The sequence below is a fragment of the Actinomadura chokoriensis genome (genome assembly GCF_039529475.1).
Classification (GTDB): domain Bacteria; phylum Actinomycetota; class Actinomycetes; order Streptosporangiales; family Streptosporangiaceae; genus Spirillospora; species Spirillospora bangladeshensis.
This window is the reverse complement of record NZ_BAAAMW010000024.1, coordinates 14,194-35,704: the sequence shown is the minus strand read 5'-3', so window position 1 is coordinate 35,704 and position 21,511 is coordinate 14,194. Positions and strand designations below refer to the sequence as shown.

Genomic DNA, 21,511 nt, shown 5'->3' with positions numbered 1-21,511 from the left:
CGGCGGCTCTAAGACGCGGCGCGCCGGATGAGGGCGTCCCAGAGGGCGTCCACCTGGGCTCTCAGGTCGTCGAGGGTGCCGGAGTTGTCGATGACGCGGGTGGCGACGGCGCGGCGGTCGGCGCGGGACGCCTGGTTGGCCATGCGGGCGCGGGCGTCCTCCTCGGTCATGCCGCGGCGGGACGTCAGGCGGTCGAGCTGGGTCTCCTCGGGGGCGTCCACCACGACGACCTCGTCGTACATGGACGCCAGCCCGTTCTCCGCCAGCAGCGGGACGTCGTAGACGACGACGGCGCCGGCGGGGGCCGCGTCCATCAACTCCTGCATGCGCTCCCCCACCAGCGGGTGGACGATCGCGTTGAGGGCGGCGAGGCGCTCGGGATCGGCGAACACGATCTTGCCGACCTTCTCGCGGTCCAGGGCACCGGACGGCAGCAGGACCTCCTCGCCGAACTCCGCCACGACGGCCGCGAGGCCCGGGGTGCCCGGCTCCACGACCTCCCGGGCGATCTTGTCGGCGTCGATGACCACCGCGCCGCGCTCGTCCAGCCGCGCGGACACCTCGCTCTTGCCCGACCCGATTCCGCCGGTGAGTCCCACTTTCAGCACGGACTCACCCTAATGGCCGGGCCGTTCCGGCGGGGACGGGGCCCAGGCCCGCCGCGAGCGGGTCAGCTCGTCCCGGCGGGCACGAGGGGCTTGCGCATGTGGACGAGCGTGAGGTGCGCGGCGACGCGCTCGCGGTGCGTCTCGGCGTAGCCGAGGCGGCGGTACAGGCGCAGGTTCGCCTCGCTGAGGTGACCGGTGAACAGCACGCACGCGTCGACCCGCCCGGCGACCTCGGCCTCCAGTTCGGCGAGCAGCCGCCGGCCGATGCCGCGTCCCTGCAGGTCGGGGACGACGACGAGCCGCCCCACCAGGCACGTGCGGTCGCTGAACTGGGCGCGGACCGCGCCGACGAGGCGGCCGCCCAGCACCGCCTTCAGCACCACCGCGTCGGTCTCCAGCACCTTGCGGAGCTGCTCGGCCGACTCGACCAGCGGCGGGAGGAACGGGTCGCCGTACAGCTGCGCCTCCGCGACGTAGGCGGCGCGCTGGACGGTCAGCAGCTCCCCGGCGTCCCCGGGGCCCGCCCGCTCGATCACGACCGGCTCGCTCATGGGGTCGACCCTAGCGGGGCGGGCGCGCCGGGTCCGCTCACCGGCCGACCCGGACGGTCACCGCGACCGGATAGTGGTCGGAGGCGCCGGACCTCGGCACCTCGTAGTCGGTGACGAGGACGCCGTCCGACCCGAAGATCCAGTCGTGCGTGGCCCCGTCCGGCCGGGTCGGGTACGGCTCGCCGCCGAGGGCGGCGCTGCGCAGGTCGGTGCCGTCGGTCATCGCGGCCAGCTCCGGGCTGCCCGCGTCGGTCTGGAAGTCGCCGCCGATCAGCGTGCGGGGCGCGCCGCCCCAGGCCCGCAGCAGCGCCGCGATCTCCCGGGCCCGCTCGGCGGCCTGGTCGTCGCCGCCCTCCAGGTGCGTCGACCACACGTCCATCGTCGTCTTCCCGACCGCGAGCCGCGCCCACACGTACCCGCGGATCTGCGACCAGTCGCTGCGCGGCATCCGGCCCGTCCCGGAGCTGCGCACCGGCAGCGACGTCAGGATCGCGTTGCCGAACTGGCCGTCGGCGGCCGGGCCCCAGATCAGCTTCATGCCGAGCCGCCGCGACAGCCACACCCCGACGTCGGTGGTCCCGGACATCAGCGACCCGCGGCCGGCCTCCTGCAGCAGGACGACCTGGGCGCGCTGCCCCTCGATGACGCGGGCGATCCCCTCCGGGTCGAGCCGCCCGGACTGGTTGACGCCGTCGTGGATGTTGTAGCTGAGCACCCGCACCTGGTTCGGCGCGGCGGCGGGCTGCGCCTCGCCGTCCGGCGCCGCGACGGTGAACACCAGCGTCCCGGCGAGCAGCACGAGGGCGGCGGCGCCGGCGGTGAGCGCGCGCAGCGGGGCGCGGGCGGGCAGCGGGCCGCCGCGCGCCGCCGCGAACGCGGCGAGCGCGCCGAGCAGGATCCCGGCGAGGCCGGGCAGCACGTTGTTCGGCACCGGCAGCGGCGACACCGCGCTGACCTGGTACGGGATCAGGATCGCGGCGATCAGCAGGCCGCCGAGCGCGGCGCCGGCGTCGATCCGCCAGACCGGCCCGCCGGTCCCGGCGCGGCGCAGCGGCGCGCGGACCGCCACGGCCAGCAGCCACGCCGCCACGACCTGCCCGACGATCACGATGGGGACGACCTCGATGCCGGAGACCGCGTACGTCCCGGCGACGGCGCCCGCGCCGACCCCGAGGACGGTCCCGCCGAGGACGCACACGCCGCCCGGCACCGCCCGCACGGCGAGGCCGGAGGCGAGGAACGCCAGCGCGAACCCCTGCCCGATGACGATGGTGACGTGCGCGGCGGTGAGCGACTGCCAGCCGGACGACGCCACGAACGCGGGGCTGGCGAGGACGAGGACCTGCAGCGCCAGGAACGGCCCGAGCGCGGCGGCGCCGAGCGCGTCCCGCCACGACACCCCGGGCGGGGCGATGGGCCCGGACGCCAGCTCGCGGTACAGGGCGGCGGCGCCGACGCCGACGAACGCCAGGCACGCCAGCCACGGGCCGATGCCGTCCCGCCAGACGGGGTCCCAGGTGGCGAAGCACATCCGCACGGCGCCGTCGATCGACAGGCCCGCGACCGCGGCGGTCGCGAAGCCGACCCCGGACAGGCCGCGGGCGCCCTCGTACAGCGCCGCGAGCGCGATCATGCCGATCGCGGTGCCGGCGAAGGCCAGCCAGGTGCGCGGGTCGATCGCCTGCGCGAGCAGCCGGACGGCGAACAGCCCGCCGACGCCGGCGAGCAGCAGCCCGCGCGGCCCGGCGGCGCGGCGGATCAGCGGGGCGAGGAACCCGGCGAGGTAGATGGCCGCGACGCCGGCCGCGGCGACCGGCAGGCCGGCCTCGTCGGCGAAGTGGTCGAGCTGCGGCAGCGAGAACCGCAGGGTCTGCGCGAGCACCGCGACCGTGACCGCGATCAGCGCGAGCCGGGCGGGGCCCTGCGGGACGATCGAGGGGCCGGTCGCGGCGGGGCCGCCGGTCCTGGTGCCGACGTCGGTGCCGGCGTCTGTGCTGGCCAATTGAACGAGTGCTCCCGGGGACGAGCGGACCTTCGGGGGTGCGTGCGGCGGCGCGGGACGCCGCCCTCCTCCGCCATGGTGGCGCAACCGAAGCACGGCCGGAGGCCGATCTTGAAGATCGTTCTCCGGCCGTGTTCGTGTTGTTCATCACCACCGGCCGGCCTGGCGGGCCGCCGGAGGAGGGGTGCGGCTACTGGCCGCCGGAGAGCTTCTCCCGCAGCGCGGCGAGCGCCTCGTCGGTGGCGAGGGCGCCACCGCCGGACTCGCTCTCGCCGCCGCCCGAGTAGGAGGTCTCGCCGCCGCCGCCCGCGGGCGTCGTGTCGGCCTCCGCCTCGGCCTTGCGGGCCTCCTCGATCTGCTTGCGGTGGGCGTCGAAGCGGGCGCGGGCCTCGGCGTACTGCCGCTCCCAGGTCTCGCGCTGCTCGTCGAAGCCCTCCAGCCACTCGCCGGTCTCGGCGTCGAAGCCCTCGGGGTACTTGTAGTTGCCCTGCTCGTCGTACTCGGCCGGCATGCCGTACAGGGTCGGGTCGAAGTCCTCTTCGTCGATCCCGGCGGCGCCCTCGTTGGCCTGCTTCAGCGAGAGGCTGATGCGGCGCCGGTCGAGGTCGATGTCGATGATCTTCACGAAGATCTCGTCGCCGACCTGGACGACCTGCTCGGGGATCTCCACGTGGCGCTCGGCCAGCTCGGAGATGTGCACCAGGCCCTCGATGCCCTCCTCGACCCGGACGAACGCGCCGAACGGCACCAGCTTGGTGACGCGGCCCGGCACGACCTGGCCGATCTGGTGGGTGCGGGCGAACTGCTGCCACGGGTCTTCCTGGGTCGCCTTGAGCGACAGGGAGACGCGCTCGCGCTCCATGTCGACGTCCAGGACCTCGACCGTGACCTCCTGGCCGACCTCGACGACCTCGGAGGGGTGGTCGATGTGCTTCCAGGACAGCTCGGAGACGTGCACCAGGCCGTCGACGCCGCCGAGGTCGACGAACGCGCCGAAGTTGACGATCGAGGAGACGACGCCCTTGCGGACCTGGCCCTTCTGCAGGGTGTTGAGGAAGGTCTGGCGGACCTCGCTCTGCGTCTGCTCCAGCCAGGCGCGGCGGGACAGGACCACGTTGTTGCGGTTCTTGTCCAGCTCGATGATCTTGGCCTCGAGCTCGCGGCCGACGTAGGGCTGCAGGTCGCGGACGCGGCGCATCTCGACCAGCGACGCGGGCAGGAAGCCGCGCAGCCCGATGTCGAGGATGAGGCCGCCCTTGACGACCTCGATGACGGTGCCGGTGACGATGCCGTCCTCGTCCTTGATCTTCTCGATCGTGCCCCAGGCGCGCTCGTACTGGGCGCGCTTCTTGGACAGGATCAGGCGGCCTTCCTTGTCCTCCTTCTGGAGGACGAGGGCCTCGACGTGGTCTCCGACGGTGACGACCTCGTTGGGGTCGACGTCGTGCTTGATGGAGAGCTCGCGCGAGGGGATGACGCCCTCGGTCTTGTAGCCGATGTCGAGGAGGACCTCGTCACGATCGACCTTGACGACAGTGCCTTCGACAATGTCGCCGTCGTTGAAGTACTTGATGGTCTCATCGATCGCCGCGAGGAAGGCTTCCTGCGACCCGATGTCGTTGACCGCTACCTGCGGGGTGGTCGAGGTGGCCTCGGTGCTGCTCGTCATGTGTCGGCTGGCTCCGGTACGGACATGGAAGTCGTATGGGTTGTGCGCGGAGGGCCGTTATCCGCCCTGCCGAAGACCGGAATCGGACGCGGGCACCGCGTCAGTGAACCGAACCGTTGTCGCCGACCTGACCGAGCGCGAGCCTGCTCCGTCCGAAGCGCGCGCAGGCCCACAGCGCAGCGATCAGGATATGGGACCAATCTCGCGTGGTCAATCCGCGCGGGGCGGGGATGATCAGTACGTCCGCGCACGGGCCCGGTACTCCTTGGCGATCCGGTCCTCGGCCGCCTTCGGAAACGTCACGGTGTTCGGGTCCCCGTCAGATGTGTACCGCTCATCGGGGTTCTTGTCCAGGTACTCCAGCCACGCCGTCGAGCAGTACTTCTTGCAGTCGTTCTCCTTGATCTTTCCCTCGGAGCGGATCCGGTCGATCTTCCACCGGTCGAAGTCGGCGTCGAACGGCGACATCGCGGGCCGCCAGCCGGCGAGGAACATGCCCTGGAAGGAGTACCTGCCGCCGTCCTTCTCGGCCCACGCCTCCTTCTTCGGGACGGACCCGAACGGGTAGGCGAACGTGGTGGTGTGCGTCCCGGTCAGCTTGACGATCTCGTCCTCCATGCCGCCGATCTCCTTGCGCACCCCCTTCTCGGACAGGCCGGACAAGCTCGGGTGCGTCACCGTGTGGTTGCCGAGCTCGAACCCGTGCTGCTGCAGCCACTTGAGCCCGGCGGCGGCCTGCACCTCGTCCATCCCGAAGAGGTCCTTGTTCAGGTAGAACGTCGCCACCGGGCGGAACCCGGGGTTCTCCCGCGCGACCTGCTCGATGACCGCGACCGCCGTGTCGGGCTTCGGGTTGCCCTGGGCGTCCAGCCCGAAGTGCCCCGGCGTGCTGTCGTCGAAGGTCAGCACGACCGGGTGCCTGCCCGCCGGGACGTTGAACCGCCCGCCGACGAACTCGGCCGCCGTGATCGGGTAGTAGCCGTCCTTCGCGAGCCCGGTCAGCTCGTCGTACAGCTCCTTGGTCGACCGGTCCAGCGACAGCTCCGGCTTCTTCAGGATGCGGTGGTACATCAGCACCGGCACCTGGCCCAGCTCGTTCGCCTTGACCGCCGCGGCCCCGGGCGCCGCCGCCTGGATCGGCGCGGTCGCCGACGCCGACGGCGACCCGGACGGCCCGGCCGTCCCCGACCCCGCCGGGGCGGGCGCCCCGCCCGCCTTCGCGGCCCGCGCCGTGGGCGCCGCGCTCGACGCCGCCCCGGCCTGCTCGGCCGCCTTCCCCTCGTCCCGCGCCCGCCGCTCCGCGGGCAGGACCAGCCCGAGGACAACGGCGCAGACGATCACAACCCCAGCGATCTTGTGAAGGAGAGGCACGATACCCCCGCCGGTAGACCCGAACAGGACCAGGGGGACAGCGTACGACCCCCCGGACATCTAGGACACCTACCGCCTACCCACAAGATCCCCACGCACCACACCCACCCCGCCCCCGAACCGCCAAAATGTGCATTGCCGTTCTTATGACATTCCGCACCCCTCGCCCCGGCCGGCCCTCCGCACGTGCGCACCTGACGCCGGCCGGCCCGATAATGGCGCCGTGAGCAAGGGACGTCTGCGCGTGGTGCTGGCCGAGGACTCCGTCGTTCTCCGCGACGGCATGGTCGAGCTGCTCGGCGCGCGCGAGTGCGAGGTGGTCGCCACCGCCGGGACGGCGCCCGAACTGCTCGCCGCGGTGGCCGGGCACCGGCCGGACGTGGCGGTGGTCGACATCCGGATGCCGCCCACGCGGACGGACGAGGGCATCCGCGCCGCCGTGGAGATCCGCGCGAGGACGCCCGAAGTCGGCATCCTGGTCTTCTCCCAGCACGTCGAGACCACCTGGGCGTCCCGGCTGCTGGCGGACGGCGCGGCGGGCATCGGCTACCTGCTGAAGGAACGCGTCGCCCGCACGTCCGAGTTCGTGGACGCGCTGCACCGGGTCGCCGGCGGGGGCACGGCGCTCGACCCGGAGATCGTCACCCGGCTGATGCGCGGTGGGCGGCGCGGCCGCGTGGACACCCTGACGCCCCGCGAGCGCGAGGTGCTGGAGCTGATGGCCCAGGGGCACTCCAACCGCTCCATCGCCGCGCTGCTGGTGGTGTCGGAGCGGGCGGTGGAGAAGCACGTCGCCGCCGTCTTCACCAAGTTCGGCCTCCAGCCGACGGGCACCGACAACCGCAGGGTCAAGGCCGTCCTCGCCTACCTGGCGGAGAACGGGAGCCGACCGGCCGTCACAGGCGCGCCGGAAGCTCGGCCGTGACGACGGTCGGCCCGCCGGGCGGGCTGTCGATCCGCAGAGCGCCGTCCACCGCCGCCAGCCGTTCGGCGAGGCCCGTCAGCCCGGTTCCGGCGCCGAGCGCCGCTCCGCCGCGGCCGTCGTCGCGCACGGACAGGCGGACTCGGCCGCCGGCCGCGCTCGCCTCGAGTTCGGCCGAGGACGCGCCGCTGTGCTTGGCGACGTTGGTGAGCAGCTCGGCGGCGCAGAAGTAGAGGGCCCGTTCGACCACGTGATCGGGTCGTTCCGGCAGGTCCAGGCGGAGGGCGACCGGCACCGGCGAGGTGGCGGTGAGTCCCGGCAGCGCCTCGCCGAGGCCGCCGTCCAGCGCCACCGGGTGGATGCCGCGGGTGAGCCGCCGCAGCTCGGCGACCGTGTCGTCGGTCTGGCCGCGGGCCCGTTCCACGAGGGTGCGCAGCCGTGCGAGGTCCGGGCCGGCGGCGGGGGCGAGCGCGTCCTCGGCCAGTGAGAGGGTGATGGCCAGGGCGACCAGCCGGGCCTGGGTTCCGTCGTGCAGGTCGCGCTCCAGGCGGCGGAGCTCGTCGTCGTTCTGCGCGAGCAGGGTGGCGCGGGCGGTCTCCAGCTCCCGGACGCGCCGCTGGGCCCGGGCCGGGCCGAGCAGCAGCCGGGCGAGCCGCCGGTTCGCTCCGCTCAGCACCCGGACCGCGCCGGGCACCGCGGACAGGACCACCAGCCCCAGCGGCACGGACGCGGCGTCCAGCCAGGTGGCGGGCCGCGGGCCCGGTTCGAGCAGCCGCCCCCAGAGCGGGAAGCCGATCAGCCAGCCGCAGCCGAGGGGGACCGCCACCGCGGCGGCGAACCCGAGCACGCCGAGCGGCAGCCGCAGCACCAGGTAGAGCAGCGACCGCCAGGCGATCGGGTCGGTCAGCAGGGCACGGCCCTGGGCGACCGCGCCGGCCGGGCGGGGCGACCCGGCCGGCGCCTCGACGTGCTCGCCGAGCAACCGGCCGACCAGCCGCCGGTGCAGGGCGCCGAGACCGCGCGCGCCCAGCAGCCCGGCGGCCGCGAACGGCAGGCCGAACACCGTGAGCGAGAGCAGCGTCCCCGCGTAGAGGACGGCGAGTGCGTAGACCCCGCCGAGCAGGGCGAGCGGCAGCCCGGCGACGGCGAAGGCCCATTCGCCGCCCCGGACCGACAGGTACCGCCGCCGCTCAGCCACGGTCAGTCACGGCCGCCTCCGACCAGCTCGGCCGCCGGCCCGCGCACCGCCCGCAGGCCCGTGCCCAGGATGCCGGGGACGGTCAGCGCCGCCGCGCCCGCGGCGATCCACCAGCCGGCCACCGGGAGGGACGGCATCGGCGACCCGCTCACCGCCGTGCTGAACGCCGCCGACGCGGCGCCCGCGACCGCCGCACCGAGCAGGACGCCCACCGCCGTGGTCAGCGCCGCCTCCGCGGTCAGCATGCGCATGAGCTGCGGCCGGGTCGCGCCCACGAGCCGCAGCAGCGCGAACTCGCGGCGCCGTTCGGCGGTCACGGCGACCAGGGTGTTGACGGTGGAGACGGCGGCGAAGCAGACGAGCAGCGCCAGCTCGGCCTGGCGCAGCCAGACGTCCGTGGCCGAGGTGACACTGGAGGCAGCCGTCCCCGCGGCGTCCTCGGCGGTACTCGTCATGACCAGCATGGTGCCCGACAGGCCCGCGAGCAGCGCGACCGGCACCACGGCGGACGACAGCCGCCGCGCGTACCCGCGCAGGTTGGCGTCGGCGAGCCAGCCCGCTCCGGGTGCCAGCACCCGTACCGGTGCGGCCAGCGCCCCCGCCAGGACGCGCGCGGCGAGCGGCCCCGCCAGGGCGACCGCGACCAGCAGCACCAGCGAGCCGAGCAGCGCCGCCTGTCCCGCCTTGTCCACCTGCTCCGCCGGACGCGTCGCGGCCAGCCGCAGCAGCAGGCCGCCGCCCGCCAGCACGCCGATCGCGGCGAGCAGGCGCGGCGCGCCCGTCCGCCCCTGCTCGGTCGAACTCGCCGTGAGGGCGGCCGCGGGCGGGATCCGGGAGATCCGCCGCGCCGCGACGGTCGAGGCGGCCAGCGCGACGGCCAGTGCGGCGCCCACGGCGACGGCCGACACCACCAGCAGCGGAATCGGCGCCCCCGGCACCCGCACCCCCGGCGCCGCCATCCCGCGCCGCTGCAGCTCGGCGAGCAGTCCCCGAGCCGCCGCGGCGCCGGCGGCCCAGCCCGGCCCGGCCACCAGCAGCGTGGTCATGACGACCTGGACACGGACCAGGCGCCGCGTCTGGCGGGGTGTCGCCGCGATCGTGCGCAGCAGGGCCAGTTCCCGGTGCTGCCGGCGAAGTGTGAACCCCAGCGCGTTGACCACGACGAAGAACGCGACGAGCACGGCGATCTCACCGAAGGCGCCGGCGACCACCATCAGGCCGGGCCCGGCGGCCGCCTCCCGCACCGCCGCCGGAGCAGTGACGTCGGCGGCGAACAGCAGGCCGAACAGGGTCAGGGTGGCGATGGCGAGGAAGAGGGCGACCGCCGGCCCGGCGAAGGCGGCCGGACGGCGGCGCATCTGCCCGAGTGCGAGCAGGATCACCGCCCTGCTCCGCCCAGCCGGCTCAGGCGTTCGCCGACCTGGGCGGCGGTGGGCCGGACGAGCTCGTCCACCACCAGGCCGTCGGCGAGCAGCAGCACCCGGTCCGCGTACCCGGCGGCCACCGGGTCGTGGGTCACCATCACGCAGGTCCCGCCGTCCTCGTCCACGCCGGCGCGCAGCAGGGCGAGGATCTCGTGGCCGGTGGACCGGTCGAGGGCGCCGGTCGGCTCGTCGGCGAACAGCAGCGGAGGACGGGAGACCAGTGCCCGCGCGATCGCCACCCGCTGCTGCTGCCCGCCGGACAGCTGTCCGGGCCGGCGCCGCTCGCGCCCGTTCAGTCCCACCCGGGCGAGCGCGGCGAGCACCCGGCCCCGGTCGGGCCGCTCGCCGGCCAGCCGGCCGGGAAGCTCGACGTTCTGCGCGACCGTCATCGCGGGCATCAGGTTGAACGCCTGGAACACGAACCCGACCCGGCTGCGCCGCAGTACCGCCAGCCGCCGCTCGGGCAGCCGCGACACCTCGGTGCCGCCCCACCAGACGGAGCCCCGAGTGGGCCGGTCCATCCCCGCCAGGCAGTGCAGCAGGGTGGTCTTGCCGGAGCCCGACGGCCCCATCACCGCCGTGAACGTCCCGGGCGCGAAGGTCGCCGACACCCCGCGCAACGCCCGCACGGCGGCCCCGCCGCGTCCGTACTCACGGTGCAGACCGTCCGCCCGCGCGGTCATTCTCGTCCCGATGTCCGCCGTTGTCTCAGCCATGCCCTCATCGTCGGCGGACGGCGCCCGGCGATCGATCGTGCCCGCACCCGAACAGCACGTTCGGAAAACCGAACCCCGGCCACCGGCAGCCGCCCGAGCACCCGCCGGGGGCGCTCACGCAGACGCATCATCGGCACACCACCACGGCGACATCAGCCGCCCGAGCACCACGCGCGGCCTGGGCCCGGAGCAGGGGACCTCAAGGATCGCGGCCAAGGGGCGCGCCGACACCGGCCGCCGCCGCAACCACGCAGCGACCTCAATCGTCGCGATCGCGACCGAAGGCAGGTTCGAGCGAAGCGAGAACCTGATCGCGCAGCGAGCCGCTAGGCGAGTCGGATGCGATGCAGCGATCGCACCGTGTTTTTCGACGATGGAGGGCCGCCAAGGCCCGAAGGAGGAGAAAAATACAATTAATGCGCCGCGTCCTGCCAGGTTCGGCCGGTGCCCATGGAGACGCTCAGGGGGGCGCGGAGTTCGTAGGCGCCGGCCATCTCGGTGCTGACGAGGGTCTTCAGCGTGTCGAGTTCTCCGGGGGCCACTTCGAAGACGAGTTCGTCGTGGACCTGGAGGAGCATCCGGGACGTGAGGCCGGCGGCGCGCAGGGCGCGGTCGACGTTCAGGCTGGCGACCTTGATGATGTCGGCGGCCGAGCCCTGGATGGGGGCGTTGAGGGCCATCCGCTCGGCCATCTCGCGGCGCTGGCGGTTGTCGGAGTTGAGGTCGGGCAGGTAGCGGCGGCGGCCGAGGATGGTCTGGGTGTAGCCGTCCTGGCGGGCCTTGGCGACGATGTCGCGCAGGTAGTCGCGGACGCCGCCGAACTGCTCGAAGTACTCCTCCATGAGGCCGCGCGCCTCGTCCGGGGAGATCCGCAGCTGCTGGGAGAGGCCGTAGGCGGACAGGCCGTAGGCGAGGCCGTAGTTCATGGCCTTGATGCGGGCGCGGAGCTCGGAGTCGATCTGCTCGGGCGGCAGCCCGAAGACGCGGGACGCGGTGATGGTGTGGAAGTCGGCGCCGGAGCCGAACGCCTCCAGGAGCGCCTCGTCCTCGGAGAGGTGCGCCATGATGCGCAGCTCGATCTGCGAGTAGTCGGCGGTGAGCAGGGACTCGTAGGGCTCGCCGACGACGAACGCCTCGCGGATCTGGCGGCCCTCGGCGGTGCGGATCGGGATGTTCTGCAGGTTCGGGTCGGTGGAGGAGAGCCGTCCGGTCGCGGCGATCATCTGGTTGAACGTGGTGTGGATGCGGCCGGCGTCGTCGAGCATCGGGATGAGCGAGTCGACGATGCTCTTGAGCTTGGCGACCTCGCGCCAGCGGAGGATGTGCTCCAGGACGGGGTGGCCGTCCTTCTCCAGGAGGGTCGTGAGGGCCTCGGAGTCGGTGGTGTAGCCGGTCTTGGTGCGCTTGGTCTTGGGCAGGTTCAGCTCGTCGAACAGCACCTGCTGGACCTGCTTGGGCGACCCCAGGTTGAACTCGCGGCCGACGGCGTTGTGGGCCTGCTGCTCCTGCTCCTTGACCTGGCCGCCGAGGGACGCCGACAGGTGCGCCAGGTGGTCGGCGTCGACGGCGATGCCCGCGCGCTCCATCTCGGCCAGGACGCCGACGAGCGGCAGTTCCACTTCGTGCAGCAGGCGGGTGGCGCCGCGCTTCTCGAGGTCCTGGTCGAGGATGTCGGCCAGTTCGGTGACGGCGCGCGCGCGGACGGCGAGGACCTCGGCGGCCTCCTCCTCGCCGGAGCCGTCCAGGGTGAGCTGGCCCGAGTCCTCGGTCTCGCTGCGCAGCTCGCGGTGCAGGTAGCGCAGGACGAGGTCGGCGAGGTCGAACGTCCGCTGCCCGGGGAGCGCGAGGTACGCGGCGAGCGCGGTGTCGCTGGTGACGCCCTCCAGCCGCATGCCGCGCGCGGCGAGCGCCAGCATCGGGCCCTTGGCCTCGTGGATCGCCTTGGGGCGCGCCGGGTCGGCGAAGTAGGCGGCGAGGGCGCGCTCGTCGTCCTCGATCAGCTCGGCCGGGTCGAGGTGGACGGCCGGGCCCTTCTTGGACGCGAGGGCCAGCGCGGTGATCTCGCCGGTGCCGCGCCCCCACGTGCCGGTGACGGCGATGCCGAGCCGGTCGGCGGCGTTGGCCTCCAGCCAGGCGCCGAGCGCGCCGGGCTCCAGGGTGTCGAGGTCGACCTCGAAGCCCTCGTCGGCCTCCGGCTCGGCGGCCGACAGCGACGCGTAGAGCCGTTCGCGCAGGACGCGGAACTGCAGCGAGTCGAACAGGGTGTGGATCTCGTCGCGGTCCCACTGGCCCATCGACAGCTGCGGCGGGGTCAGCTCCAGGCCGACCTCGGTGTCGAGCTTGTTCAGCTGCTGGTTGCGCAGCACTCCGGCGAGGTGCTCGCGCAGGTTGTCGCCGGCCTTGCCCTTGATCTCGTCGACGCGGGCGACGAGGGTGTCGAGGTCGCCGTACTTGGTGAGCCACTTCGCGGCGGTCTTCGGGCCGACGCCGGGCACGCCGGGCAGGTTGTCGCTGCTCTCCCCGACCAGCGCGGCCAGTTCCCGGTAGCGCTCGGGCGGGACGCCGTACTTGGCCTCGACGGCGGCCGGGTCCATCCGGGCGAGCTCGGACACGCCGCGCACCGGGTACAGGACGGTGACGTGCTCGTTGACGAGCTGGAACGCGTCCCGGTCGCCGGTGACGATCAGCGTGTCCAGCCCGGACTCGGCGGCCTGGACCGACAGCGTGGCGATGATGTCGTCGGCCTCGAACCCCGCGACCGACATCCGCGGGATGCGCAGGGCGTCCAGCACCTCGAAGATCAGGCTGACCTGGCTGCGGAACTCGTCGGGGGTCTTCTGCCGCCCCGCCTTGTACTCCACGTACTGCTCGTGCCGGAACGTCGGCTCCGACCGGTCGAACGCCACCGCGATGTGGGACGGCTGCTCGTCGCGCAGCACGTTGATGAGCATCGAGGTGAAGCCGTACACGGCGTTGGTCGGCTGCCCGTCGGTGGTGGAGAAGTTCTCCACGGGCAGCGCGAAGAACGCCCGGTAGGCCAGGGAGTGCCCGTCGAGCAGGAGGAGCCGGTCACGCTTGTCAGGGGTCGCTGGTGTCGTCGCCACACGAGGACTCTAGTCTGCGCGTACGACAGTTGTGTGGAGGCGTAAGTGACTGACACCAGCGGGATGTCCCCGCAGGAAGTGGCCGCGAAGCTGGGCGCGGGCGAGGATTTCGACGGGCAGGGCGACCTGGCCAAGGCCATGGGCGTCGAGTACCTGGAGGTGTCGGCCGAGCGGGTCGTGGGCCGCATGCCGGTGAAGGGCAACACCCAGCCGTACGGGCTCCTGCACGGCGGCGCCTCCTGCGTCCTCGCCGAGACCCTCGGCTCCGCCGGGTCGGCGATGCACGCCGGTCCGGGCCGGATCGCCGTCGGCATCGAGATCAACGCCACCCACCACCGGTCCGCGACCGAGGGGTACGTGACGGGCGTGGCGACGCGCGCGCACGGCGGGCGCACCCTCGCCACCTACGACATCGTCATCACCGACGACCGGGACCGGCGGGTCTGCACCGCCAGGCTCACCTGCATGCTGCGGGACGCCCCCTCCGGAGGCTGACACGAAGGCCGACACGGAGGCCGACACGGCGCCCGCCGTTCCGCGGAACGGTCCCGCGCGATCCGCGCTTTCTTTGCGATGCGCGGCCCGGGGTCTGTAGCGTGGATCGGAACGGCCCGGGATCACCGAGTAGACAACGTACGCGCCCGGGGAAGGTTCGTACGGCCCCAAAGGTGATCCCGGGTCAACGCATGTCCGGGCGCCTCCCCGCTCCAGGGCCGACACCGGTGTAGGTGTGTCACCGGTTGCGGTTGGGTTGCGAAAGGGGATCGCCGGTTCATCCCGTCCCCGATCGGCCGTACGTTCCGGATCATGCGCCACCGTGACACGCGCACCCGTCCGCCCGCCCTCGCCTGCGTTCTCGCCTCCGTCCTCGCCGTGGCCGCGGCCCTGCTGATCGCGGGCTGCTCCGGCTCCGGCTCCGACGCGGCCGCCACCTACAAGATCCCCGCCGAGAAGGCCCGCGACGGCGAGTCCGTCCTGCGGGGCAGGACCGGGCAGAGCGCCGACATGCGCTTCACCGTCCTCGGCCTCAGCGACGCCATGACGGACGTCATGGGCACCCACGCCGCGATGGACGCCAAGGGCGCCTTCACCCGCGTCCGCGTCCTGGCGGTCAACACCGGCCGCGACATCCAGGTCTTCGACACCTGGAAGCAGCGCCTCGTCACCACCGACGGGCGCGCCTACTCCCCCGACGTCAACGCCACCATGATCAAACGGCAGCCGGAGCGGATCTCCGTCGGAGCGTCCATGCGCGTCGAGTTCGACCTGTGGTTCGACATCCCGCGCGGCGCGAAGACGAAGGCGGTCCGGCTCATCGGCTCCCCGCCGGTCGGCTCGGTCAGCGACCCGGCGCCCGCCGAGATCGCGCTCCGCTGACCCCTCGGCCGGCCCCTCGCGTCCGGGCCCGGACACGGAAGCGCCCGCCGGGCCGGACGAACCGGACCCGGCAGGCGCTCCACCGCGAGACGAATGCCGCTACTTGCCTTCCCCCGCGCCGTCCGCCGGCTCGGCGGACTCCGCCGCTTCCGCGGACTCGGCGGACTCGGCCTTCTCGGCGGCGGCCGCCTCGGCCGCGGCCTCGGCCAGCTCGCCGCCCAGGTAGGCCGCGCGGACCTGCGGGTCGTCGAGGAGCTCCGCCGCCGGCGCCGACTTCACGACGCGGCCCGTCTCCAGGACGTACGCGCGGTGCGCGATCTGCAGGGCCTGCTGGGCGTTCTGCTCCACCAGCAGCACCGTCGTGCCGCGCCGGTTGATCTCCTCGATGATCGAGAAGATCTGCTGCACCAGCATCGGCGCGAGCCCCATGGACGGCTCGTCCAGCAGCAGCACCTTCGGCTTGGCCATCAGCGCCCGCCCGATGGCGAGCATCTGCTGCTCGCCGCCGGACATCGTGCCGCCCGCCTGCGACTTGCGCTCGGCGAGCCGCGGGAACAGCTCGTAGGCCTCCGCCAGCTCCTTCGAGACGTCGTCGCTGCGGGAGTAGGCGCCCATGAGGAGGTTGTCCTCGACGGTCATGCCGGGGAAGATGCCGCGCCCCTCGGGCGCCTGCCCGATCCCGGCGGTCACCCGCTTGTGGCCGGGCATCTTGCTGATGTCCGCGCCGTCGAAGCGGATCGCGCCGGACGTCAGGTTCCGCAGGCCCGAGATCGTCTTCAGGGTCGTCGTCTTCCCGGCGCCGTTCGCGCCGATCAGCGTGACGATCTCGCCCTGGTCGACGGACACCGAGATGCCCTTGAGCGCCGCGATCTTTCCGTAGTGGACGTGAATGTCGTCGATCTCAAGAAGCATCGGCCGGAGCCCCCAGATACGCCTCGATCACCCGCGGGTCGTTCTGCACCTCGGCCGGCAGGCCGTCGGCGATCTTCTGCCCGAAGTCGAGCACCGCGACCCGGTCGCTGATCCCCATCACCAGGCTCATGTCGTGCTCGATGAGCAGGACCGTCACCCCGGTGTCGCGGATCCTGCGGATCAGGTCCTGCAGCGCGACCTTCTCCGCCGGGTTCATGCCCGCCGCCGGCTCGTCCAGCAGCAGCAGCTTCGGCTTGGTGGCCAGCGCGCGGGCGATCTCCAGGCGCCGCTGGTCGCCGTACGGCAGGTTCTTCGCGGCCTCCTCGGCCCGGTGCGAGATCCCCACCAGCTCCAGCAGCTCGTGCGCGAGCTCCCGCCCCTGCCGCTCCTCGCGGTGGAACCAGGGCAGCCCCAGCGCGGCGCCGGCCAGGCCCGTCCGGTGGTGCGCGTCCGCGCCCACCAGGACGTTCTCCAGCGCGGTCATGTTGTGGAACAGCCGCACGTTCTGGAACGTCCGGGCGACGCCCAGCTTCGTGACCACGTAGCGCTTCTTGCCGTCGATGCGCTTGCCGTCGAACACGACCGACCCCTCTGACGGCCGGTAGACGCCGGTGGTCACGTTGAACACCGTCGTCTTGCCGGCGCCGTTCGGGCCGATCAGCGCGAAGATCTCACCCTCGCGGATGGTGATCTGCACCTTGTTGAGCGCCACGACGCCGCCGAACCGCATGACGACGTCCCGCAGCTCCAGGACCGGCCTGCGCTCGTCCGTCCCGCTCACTTGCCCACCTCCGCGGCCTCGGACTGTCCCGGCCCGGCGACCTCGGCGCCCATCGCGCCCATGCCGCCGCCGCCCTCCTCCAGCTCGGCCTTGCGCCGCCGCGAGGGCCACAGCCCCTCCGGGCGGAAGATCATCATCAGCACGAGCGCGCCGCCGAAGATCAGCATGCGGTACTCGTCCAGGAAGCGGAACCGCTCGGGCAGCCACGCCACCACGAACGCGCCGAGGATCGCGCCCGGGATGTTGCCCGAGCCGCCCAGCACGACCGCCGCCAGGATCAGCGCCGACACGATGAACTCGAAGTTCGCGGGCAGGATCGACGTCTGCTTCGCGGCGAACACCACGCCGCCGCTGCCGCCGATCGCCGCGCCGATCGCGAACGCCGCCAGCTTGAACTTGAACGTCGGGACGCCCATCAGCTCGGCCGCGTCCTCGTCCTCGCGGATCGACGCCCAGGCCCGGCCGACGCGCGAGGCGTCCAGCCGCCGGACGAAGATGATCGCGACGATGATGAACAGGAGCAGCAGGTAGTAGTACGGCCGCGTGTCCAGCAGCCCGTACTTCAGCGGCTGCACGCCGAAGATCTCGAACTCCGAGAGCGTCGGCGGGTGCGGGATGCCCTGCACGCCGCGCGGGCCGTTGACGAACGAGCTGTTGTTCGCCGTCCGCTTGACGATCTCACCGAAGCCGAGCGTCACGATCGCCAGGTAGTCGCCGCGCAGCCGCAGCGTCGGCGCACCGAGGATCACGCCCGCCAGCGCGGAGAACAGGATCGCGAGGACGAGCGTCTCCCAGAAGCTCCAGTGGTACCGCACCGCGAAGATCGCGATGGTGTAGCCGCCGACCGCGTAGAACGCCACGTAGCCGAGGTCCAGGAGGCCCGCCATGCCGACGACCACGTTGAGGCCGAGGGCCAGCAGCACGTAGATGGCGATCTGGTCGCTGAGCATCGAGGGCCAGCTGGCGCCGCTCGGCGCCATGAAGCTGCCGATCGCCTCGCTCGGCAGGAAGACCGCGCCGATGATGAGCAGGATGTACACGGCCCAGCGCTGCCAGCCGGGGGCGCCCGCCCACCAGTCGCGCAGGGGGTCGAGGGACAGGCCGGAACCGCGCCGGCCCGATGTGCCGTTGGTCTTCTTCGTAAGGTTCATGCGCGCGCCTGCTGGAGGGACTCACCGAGGATGCCGGTGGGACGGAACATCAGGACCAGGATCAGCACGGTGAACGCGACCACGTCCCGCCACTGCGAGCCGAACAGGCTGGAACCGTACATCTCCAGCAGCCCGAGCACGAAGCCGCCGGCCAGGGCGCCGCGGATGTTGCCGATCCCGCCGAGGACCGCCGCCGTGAACGCCTTGATGCCGAGCAGGAAGCCGACGAAGTAGTTCGTCTGCTCGAAGCGCAGGAAGTACAGCGCCGCGGCGACGCCCGCCATGACGCCGCCGACCACGAACGTCACCGACACCACGCGGTCGATGTTCACGCCCATCAGGACGGCCGTCTCCGGGTCCTGCGCGGTCGAGCGGATGCCGCGGCCGAGCTTCGTCCGGTTCACGAACTGGTCGAGCGCGACCATCATCAGCACCGCGCCGACGAAGATGATCAGCTTGTCGTTGCTGATCTGGATCGGCCCGAAGTCCACCACGTTCGTCAGCTGCTTGAAGTGCTCGTCGACCGGGAGCCGGCCGCCCTCCTCGGAGGTCCCGAACACCCGGTGCACGACCACCGTCGCGAACAGCTGCTGGATGAAGATCGATGCCCCGATGGCCGAGATCAGCGCGGCGAGTCTGGACGCCCCCCGTTTGCGGAGCGGCCGGTACGCCGTCACCTCCAGCAGCATGGCGCTGCCGGCGGTGACCGCGCCGGCCACCACCGCGGTGAGCGCCACCACCCCCACCAGGGCGATGCCGCCCACGGTGCCGACGCCCAGCGAACGCACCGTCCACAGGGCCGCGAAGGTACCGACCATGAAGATGTCGGCATGCGCGAAGTTGATCAGCCTCAGCACGCCGTAGACCATCGTGTACCCGAGCGCCAGCAGCGCGTAGATCGCGCCGAGCGCCAGGCCGTCGATGGTCGACGGCCAGAATTGATTGATGAAGTCGTCGAGCACCTTTGGGTCGCCTTAGATCGAAGAAGGAGCGGGAGCGCTGTAGCGCTCCCGCTCCCGCGCCATCAGGGGGTCTCGTCAGGGGCGCTGGTAGCGCCTAGGAGACCTTCGCTTCGCTGGCCTTGCCGAGCAGGGGCAGCTTGTCGCCCTCCACCTCGTAGACGTAGATGTCCAGGGTGGCGAGCTCGCCGTTCTCGGCGAACTTGATCTGCTTGCCGACGCCCGGGACGTCGATGGACTTGAGGTAGTCGTTGATCTCCTCGGGCTTGGTCTTGCCGGCCTTCACGGCGTCCACGAACGCGGTCGCCGCGTCGTAGCCCTCCGTCGAGTAGATCGCGACCTCGGAGCCGAACTTCGCCTTGTAGTCGTCGGCGAACGTCTTGGCCTTCGGGTTGGTCTTACCGGTCGGGTCGATGAGGCAGCCGCAGCTGACCAGCGTGCCCTGGGCGTTCTTCTGGCCGGTGCCCTCGATGAGGCCGGTGGCGAGCGAGCCGTCGCCCGACATCATCTTGCCCTGGTAGCCGCCCTCGCGCAGCTGCTTGAACAGCCGGCCGGCGACCGCGTAGTACCCGCCGAAGTACACGAAGTCCGGCTTGAACTCGTTGATCTTGTTGACGGTCGAGGAGTAGTCGGTGCCCTTGTCGTCGACCGCGTCGCTCTGCGTCTGGGCGCCCTTGGCCTTCACGGCCTTCTCGATGGCGTCCGCGAGGCCCTTGCCGTAGTCCTGGTTGTCGGAGACCAGGAAGACCTTCTTGGCGCCGGAGTTCATCACGAACTCGGCGACGCCGGCGCTCTGCGCCGCGTCGTCGGCCACCACGCGGTGCCAGAACTTCCAGCCCTTCTCGGCCAGCGTGATGTTCGTCGCCGACGGCGAGACGCTCGGGATCTTGGCCTCTTCCAGGATCGGGCCGACGCTCTGCGACTCACCCGAGAAGGCCGGGCCGATCAGGCCGGCGATCTTGTCGTTCTTGACCGCGCCCAGCGCCAGCGAGGTCGCCTGCTCCGGCTTGCCCTGGCTGTCGTAGGTCTTGAAGTTGATCTTGACCTTGGGGTTCGTGGCGTTGTACTGCTCGATCGCCAGCTGCGCGCCCTGCTTGGGCGGGATCACCAGGCCCGAGTTCTCACCGGTCAGGTCGCCCATGAACCCGATCGTGACCGAGTTGCCGTCACTGCCGGACTCGTTATCGTCGCCACCACACGCCACGGCGCTGAGCGCGAGCGCCGCGCTCACCGCCACCGCGCCGGTGATCCTCATCATGTTGCGCCGCAAGGTGCCCAACCTTTCCATCCGGATCCGGGAGGGGATCGGGTACGAGAACATGCCCCGACACCACCCTCGGCGAGGGAAATCGGTCAGTCGGGGACCAGCTATGTCGTACACCGTCGACCCACCCCAGAACAGGACCCCCGGATCGAAGGGTTACTCGTTCGTTACGCCGCTGTATCCATTCGACACCCGCACTTGCCAGGGACGATTACCGTGAGTGACGATCAAGGGGCAGTCCACGGCCCCTGGTTGGACCTTGACAGCGCGCCGCCCGGGCACCCCCGGGGCGTCAGCCCGCGGCGGGCTGGCCGCTCCCGCCGGACGCGCCCGCGACGACCGCCTCGGCGACGGCCCGCATCGTGAGCCGGCGGTCCATCGAGGTCTTCTGGATCCAGCGGAACGCCTCCGGCTCGGACCAGCCGTGCGCCTGCTGGAGCAGCCCCTTCGCGCGGTCGACCACCTTGCGGGTCTCCAGCCGCTCCTGCAGGCCCGCGACCTCCGCCTCCAGCGCCCGCAGCTCGGTGTACCGGCTCACCGCCATCTCGATCGCGGGGGCGAGGTCGGTCTTGGTGAACGGCTTGACGAGGTAGGCCATCGCCCCCGCCTCCGTGGCCCGCTGGACGAGCTCGCGCTGGGAGAACGCGGTGAGGATCACCACCGGCGCGATCCGCTCCGCGGAGATCCGCTCGGCCGCGGAGATCCCGTCCAGCACGGGCATCTTCACGTCCAGGATCACGAGGTCGGGCTTCAGCTCGCCGGCCAGCCGCACGGCGGTCTCCCCGTCCCCGGCCTCCCCGACGACCTCGTAGCCGTCCTCCTGAAGCATCTCCTTCAGGTCCAGCCGGATCAGGGCCTCATCTTCCGCGATCACCACTCGCCGCGTGCTCTCCACGCGCACGAGCCTACCGAAACCCGCTACCCTGGTCCCCACGAGGGCACCCCACCGTCCCCCGGTCTCGCATCACACGCAACAATGTCCAGATTATTCTGACAAATGCCCCGATAGCCCAATAGGCAGAGGCAATGTGCTCAAACCACATCAAGTGTGGGTTCGAATCCCACTCGGGGCACTTCTTCTAAATCCAGCACGCGAGGCCGCGTCGCCGCGCAGGCGGACCCGCCTCGTCCGGCTGGACGGCCGGGCGTCCAGGTCGGCGATGTGTGCCGTCGTACGGGTATTTCGCTTTACGCGATTCGCGATTGAGAACTGACCAGAGGCGCGACCCCCGCGCCAGGCCGTTGATGCCGTGCTCACGCTGCTCAACGCCGTCCACGATGGTCAGCCGGCGGATTCCCACTCCCGCCTCTACGACTCATTCTCAGTGACGGCCGTATCACCCGCGTAGGCGACCGACAAAGGAATAGGCGCCATTCCAAGCGTCCATGCCGGTGCCCGGCCGGTTTCATCGAGCGGTGCGCGGCCGCGATCGGTGCCGTCCGACAGGAGAACGGCGGCCCGGGGCGGGTCGGTGTTCGGAGCGACGTGGAAATGAGATCGG

At 72.0% G+C, this 21,511-nt stretch carries 18 protein-coding genes and 1 tRNA gene; 4 read left to right on the top strand and 15 right to left on the bottom strand.

The annotated features are described in order from the left end of the window. Nucleotides 1–8: 8 nt before the first annotated feature. The 5 genes from coaE to ABFX46_RS34965 form a co-directional block, all read right to left on the bottom strand. A complete protein-coding gene (gene coaE, locus ABFX46_RS34985) occupies nt 9–608 on the bottom strand; it encodes a dephospho-CoA kinase (RefSeq protein WP_346048232.1) in 600 nt (199 codons plus the stop codon). Between the two features lie 62 nt (nt 609–670). Continuing rightward, entirely contained in the window at nt 671–1,159 is a 489-nt protein-coding gene (locus ABFX46_RS34980; RefSeq protein WP_346048231.1) for a GNAT family N-acetyltransferase, read from the bottom strand. Nucleotides 1,160–1,196: 37 nt separating this feature from the next. Further along, complete coding sequence (locus tag ABFX46_RS34975; protein ID WP_346048230.1) at nt 1,197–3,161, bottom strand: endonuclease/exonuclease/phosphatase family protein; 1,965 nt, start codon at nt 3,159–3,161, stop codon at nt 1,197–1,199. 190 nt (nt 3,162–3,351) lie between these two features. Further along, on the bottom strand, nt 3,352–4,830 hold the full coding sequence (gene rpsA, locus ABFX46_RS34970) for a 30S ribosomal protein S1 (protein ID WP_346048229.1): 1,479 nt from the start codon (nt 4,828–4,830) through the stop codon (nt 3,352–3,354). A gap of 234 nt (nt 4,831–5,064) precedes the next feature. Then, on the bottom strand, nt 5,065–6,201 hold the full coding sequence (locus ABFX46_RS34965; protein WP_346048228.1) for a polysaccharide deacetylase family protein: 1,137 nt from the start codon (nt 6,199–6,201) through the stop codon (nt 5,065–5,067). Nucleotides 6,202–6,424: 223 nt separating this feature from the next. On the opposite strand from ABFX46_RS34965, the gene ABFX46_RS34960 reads away from it, so the two are divergent. Then, nucleotides 6,425–7,126, top strand: a complete 702-nt coding sequence (locus ABFX46_RS34960; protein ID WP_428831340.1) for a response regulator transcription factor — start codon at nt 6,425–6,427, stop codon at nt 7,124–7,126. Here ABFX46_RS34960 and ABFX46_RS34955 read toward each other — a convergent pair. The 4 genes from ABFX46_RS34955 to polA all read right to left on the bottom strand — a co-directional run bounded on the left by ABFX46_RS34955 (nt 7,098) and on the right by polA (nt 13,565). After that, nucleotides 7,098–8,321, bottom strand: coding sequence for a sensor histidine kinase (locus ABFX46_RS34955; RefSeq protein WP_346048227.1), 1,224 nt, complete (start codon nt 8,319–8,321; stop codon nt 7,098–7,100). The genes ABFX46_RS34960 and ABFX46_RS34955 overlap by 29 nt on opposite strands. 2 nt (nt 8,322–8,323) lie before the next feature. Further along, entirely contained in the window at nt 8,324–9,703 is a 1,380-nt protein-coding gene (locus tag ABFX46_RS34950) for an FtsX-like permease family protein (protein WP_346048226.1), read from the bottom strand. Beyond that, nucleotides 9,700–10,461 carry an ABC transporter ATP-binding protein gene (locus ABFX46_RS34945; RefSeq protein WP_346048224.1) on the bottom strand — a complete coding sequence of 254 codons (762 nt, stop codon included), beginning with the start codon at nt 10,459–10,461 and terminating at the stop codon, nt 9,700–9,702. Before ABFX46_RS34945 ends, ABFX46_RS34950 begins: the two co-directional genes overlap by 4 nt. A gap of 413 nt (nt 10,462–10,874) precedes the next feature. After that, nucleotides 10,875–13,565 carry a DNA polymerase I gene (polA, locus tag ABFX46_RS34940; protein WP_346048223.1) on the bottom strand — a complete coding sequence of 897 codons (2,691 nt, stop codon included), beginning with the start codon at nt 13,563–13,565 and terminating at the stop codon, nt 10,875–10,877. A 63-nt stretch (nt 13,566–13,628) separates the two neighbouring features. On the opposite strand from polA, the gene ABFX46_RS34935 reads away from it, so the two are divergent. After that, nucleotides 13,629–14,060 carry a PaaI family thioesterase gene (locus tag ABFX46_RS34935; protein ID WP_428831345.1) on the top strand — a complete coding sequence of 144 codons (432 nt, stop codon included), beginning with the start codon at nt 13,629–13,631 and terminating at the stop codon, nt 14,058–14,060. Nucleotides 14,061–14,372: 312 nt separating this feature from the next. Further along, nucleotides 14,373–14,942 (top strand): DUF4352 domain-containing protein, encoded by a 570-nt coding sequence (locus tag ABFX46_RS34930; protein WP_346048222.1) that lies wholly within the window; start codon nt 14,373–14,375, stop codon nt 14,940–14,942. Nucleotides 14,943–15,041: 99 nt separating this feature from the next. Here ABFX46_RS34930 and ABFX46_RS34925 read toward each other — a convergent pair whose 3' ends face one another. From ABFX46_RS34925 to ABFX46_RS34900, 6 genes are all read right to left on the bottom strand, one after another. Further along, nucleotides 15,042–15,854 carry an ABC transporter ATP-binding protein gene (locus ABFX46_RS34925; RefSeq protein ID WP_346048221.1) on the bottom strand — a complete coding sequence of 271 codons (813 nt, stop codon included), beginning with the start codon at nt 15,852–15,854 and terminating at the stop codon, nt 15,042–15,044. Next, entirely contained in the window at nt 15,844–16,584 is a 741-nt protein-coding gene (locus ABFX46_RS34920; protein ID WP_346048314.1) for an ABC transporter ATP-binding protein, read from the bottom strand. The genes ABFX46_RS34925 and ABFX46_RS34920 overlap by 11 nt, the downstream gene beginning before the upstream one ends. Nucleotides 16,585–16,631: 47 nt before the next feature. After that, the gene (locus ABFX46_RS34915) at nt 16,632–17,786 is read right to left on the bottom strand and encodes a branched-chain amino acid ABC transporter permease (protein WP_346048220.1); all 1,155 of its coding nucleotides are present in this window, start codon (nt 17,784–17,786) and stop codon (nt 16,632–16,634) included. Then, nucleotides 17,783–18,748: a branched-chain amino acid ABC transporter permease gene (locus ABFX46_RS34910; RefSeq protein ID WP_346048218.1), complete on the bottom strand. Its 966-nt coding sequence runs from the start codon at nt 18,746–18,748 to the stop codon at nt 17,783–17,785. The genes ABFX46_RS34915 and ABFX46_RS34910 overlap by 4 nt, the downstream gene beginning before the upstream one ends. Nucleotides 18,749–18,842: 94 nt before the next feature. Further along, complete coding sequence (locus ABFX46_RS34905) at nt 18,843–20,003, bottom strand: branched-chain amino acid ABC transporter substrate-binding protein (RefSeq protein WP_346048217.1); 1,161 nt, start codon at nt 20,001–20,003, stop codon at nt 18,843–18,845. A gap of 298 nt (nt 20,004–20,301) precedes the next feature. After that, complete coding sequence (locus ABFX46_RS34900) at nt 20,302–20,910, bottom strand: ANTAR domain-containing response regulator (RefSeq protein WP_346048215.1); 609 nt, start codon at nt 20,908–20,910, stop codon at nt 20,302–20,304. Between the two features lie 98 nt (nt 20,911–21,008). On the opposite strand from ABFX46_RS34900, the gene ABFX46_RS34895 reads away from it, so the two are divergent. Next, a tRNA-Leu gene (locus ABFX46_RS34895) sits at nt 21,009–21,082 on the top strand. Nucleotides 21,083–21,511 lie beyond the last annotated feature (429 nt).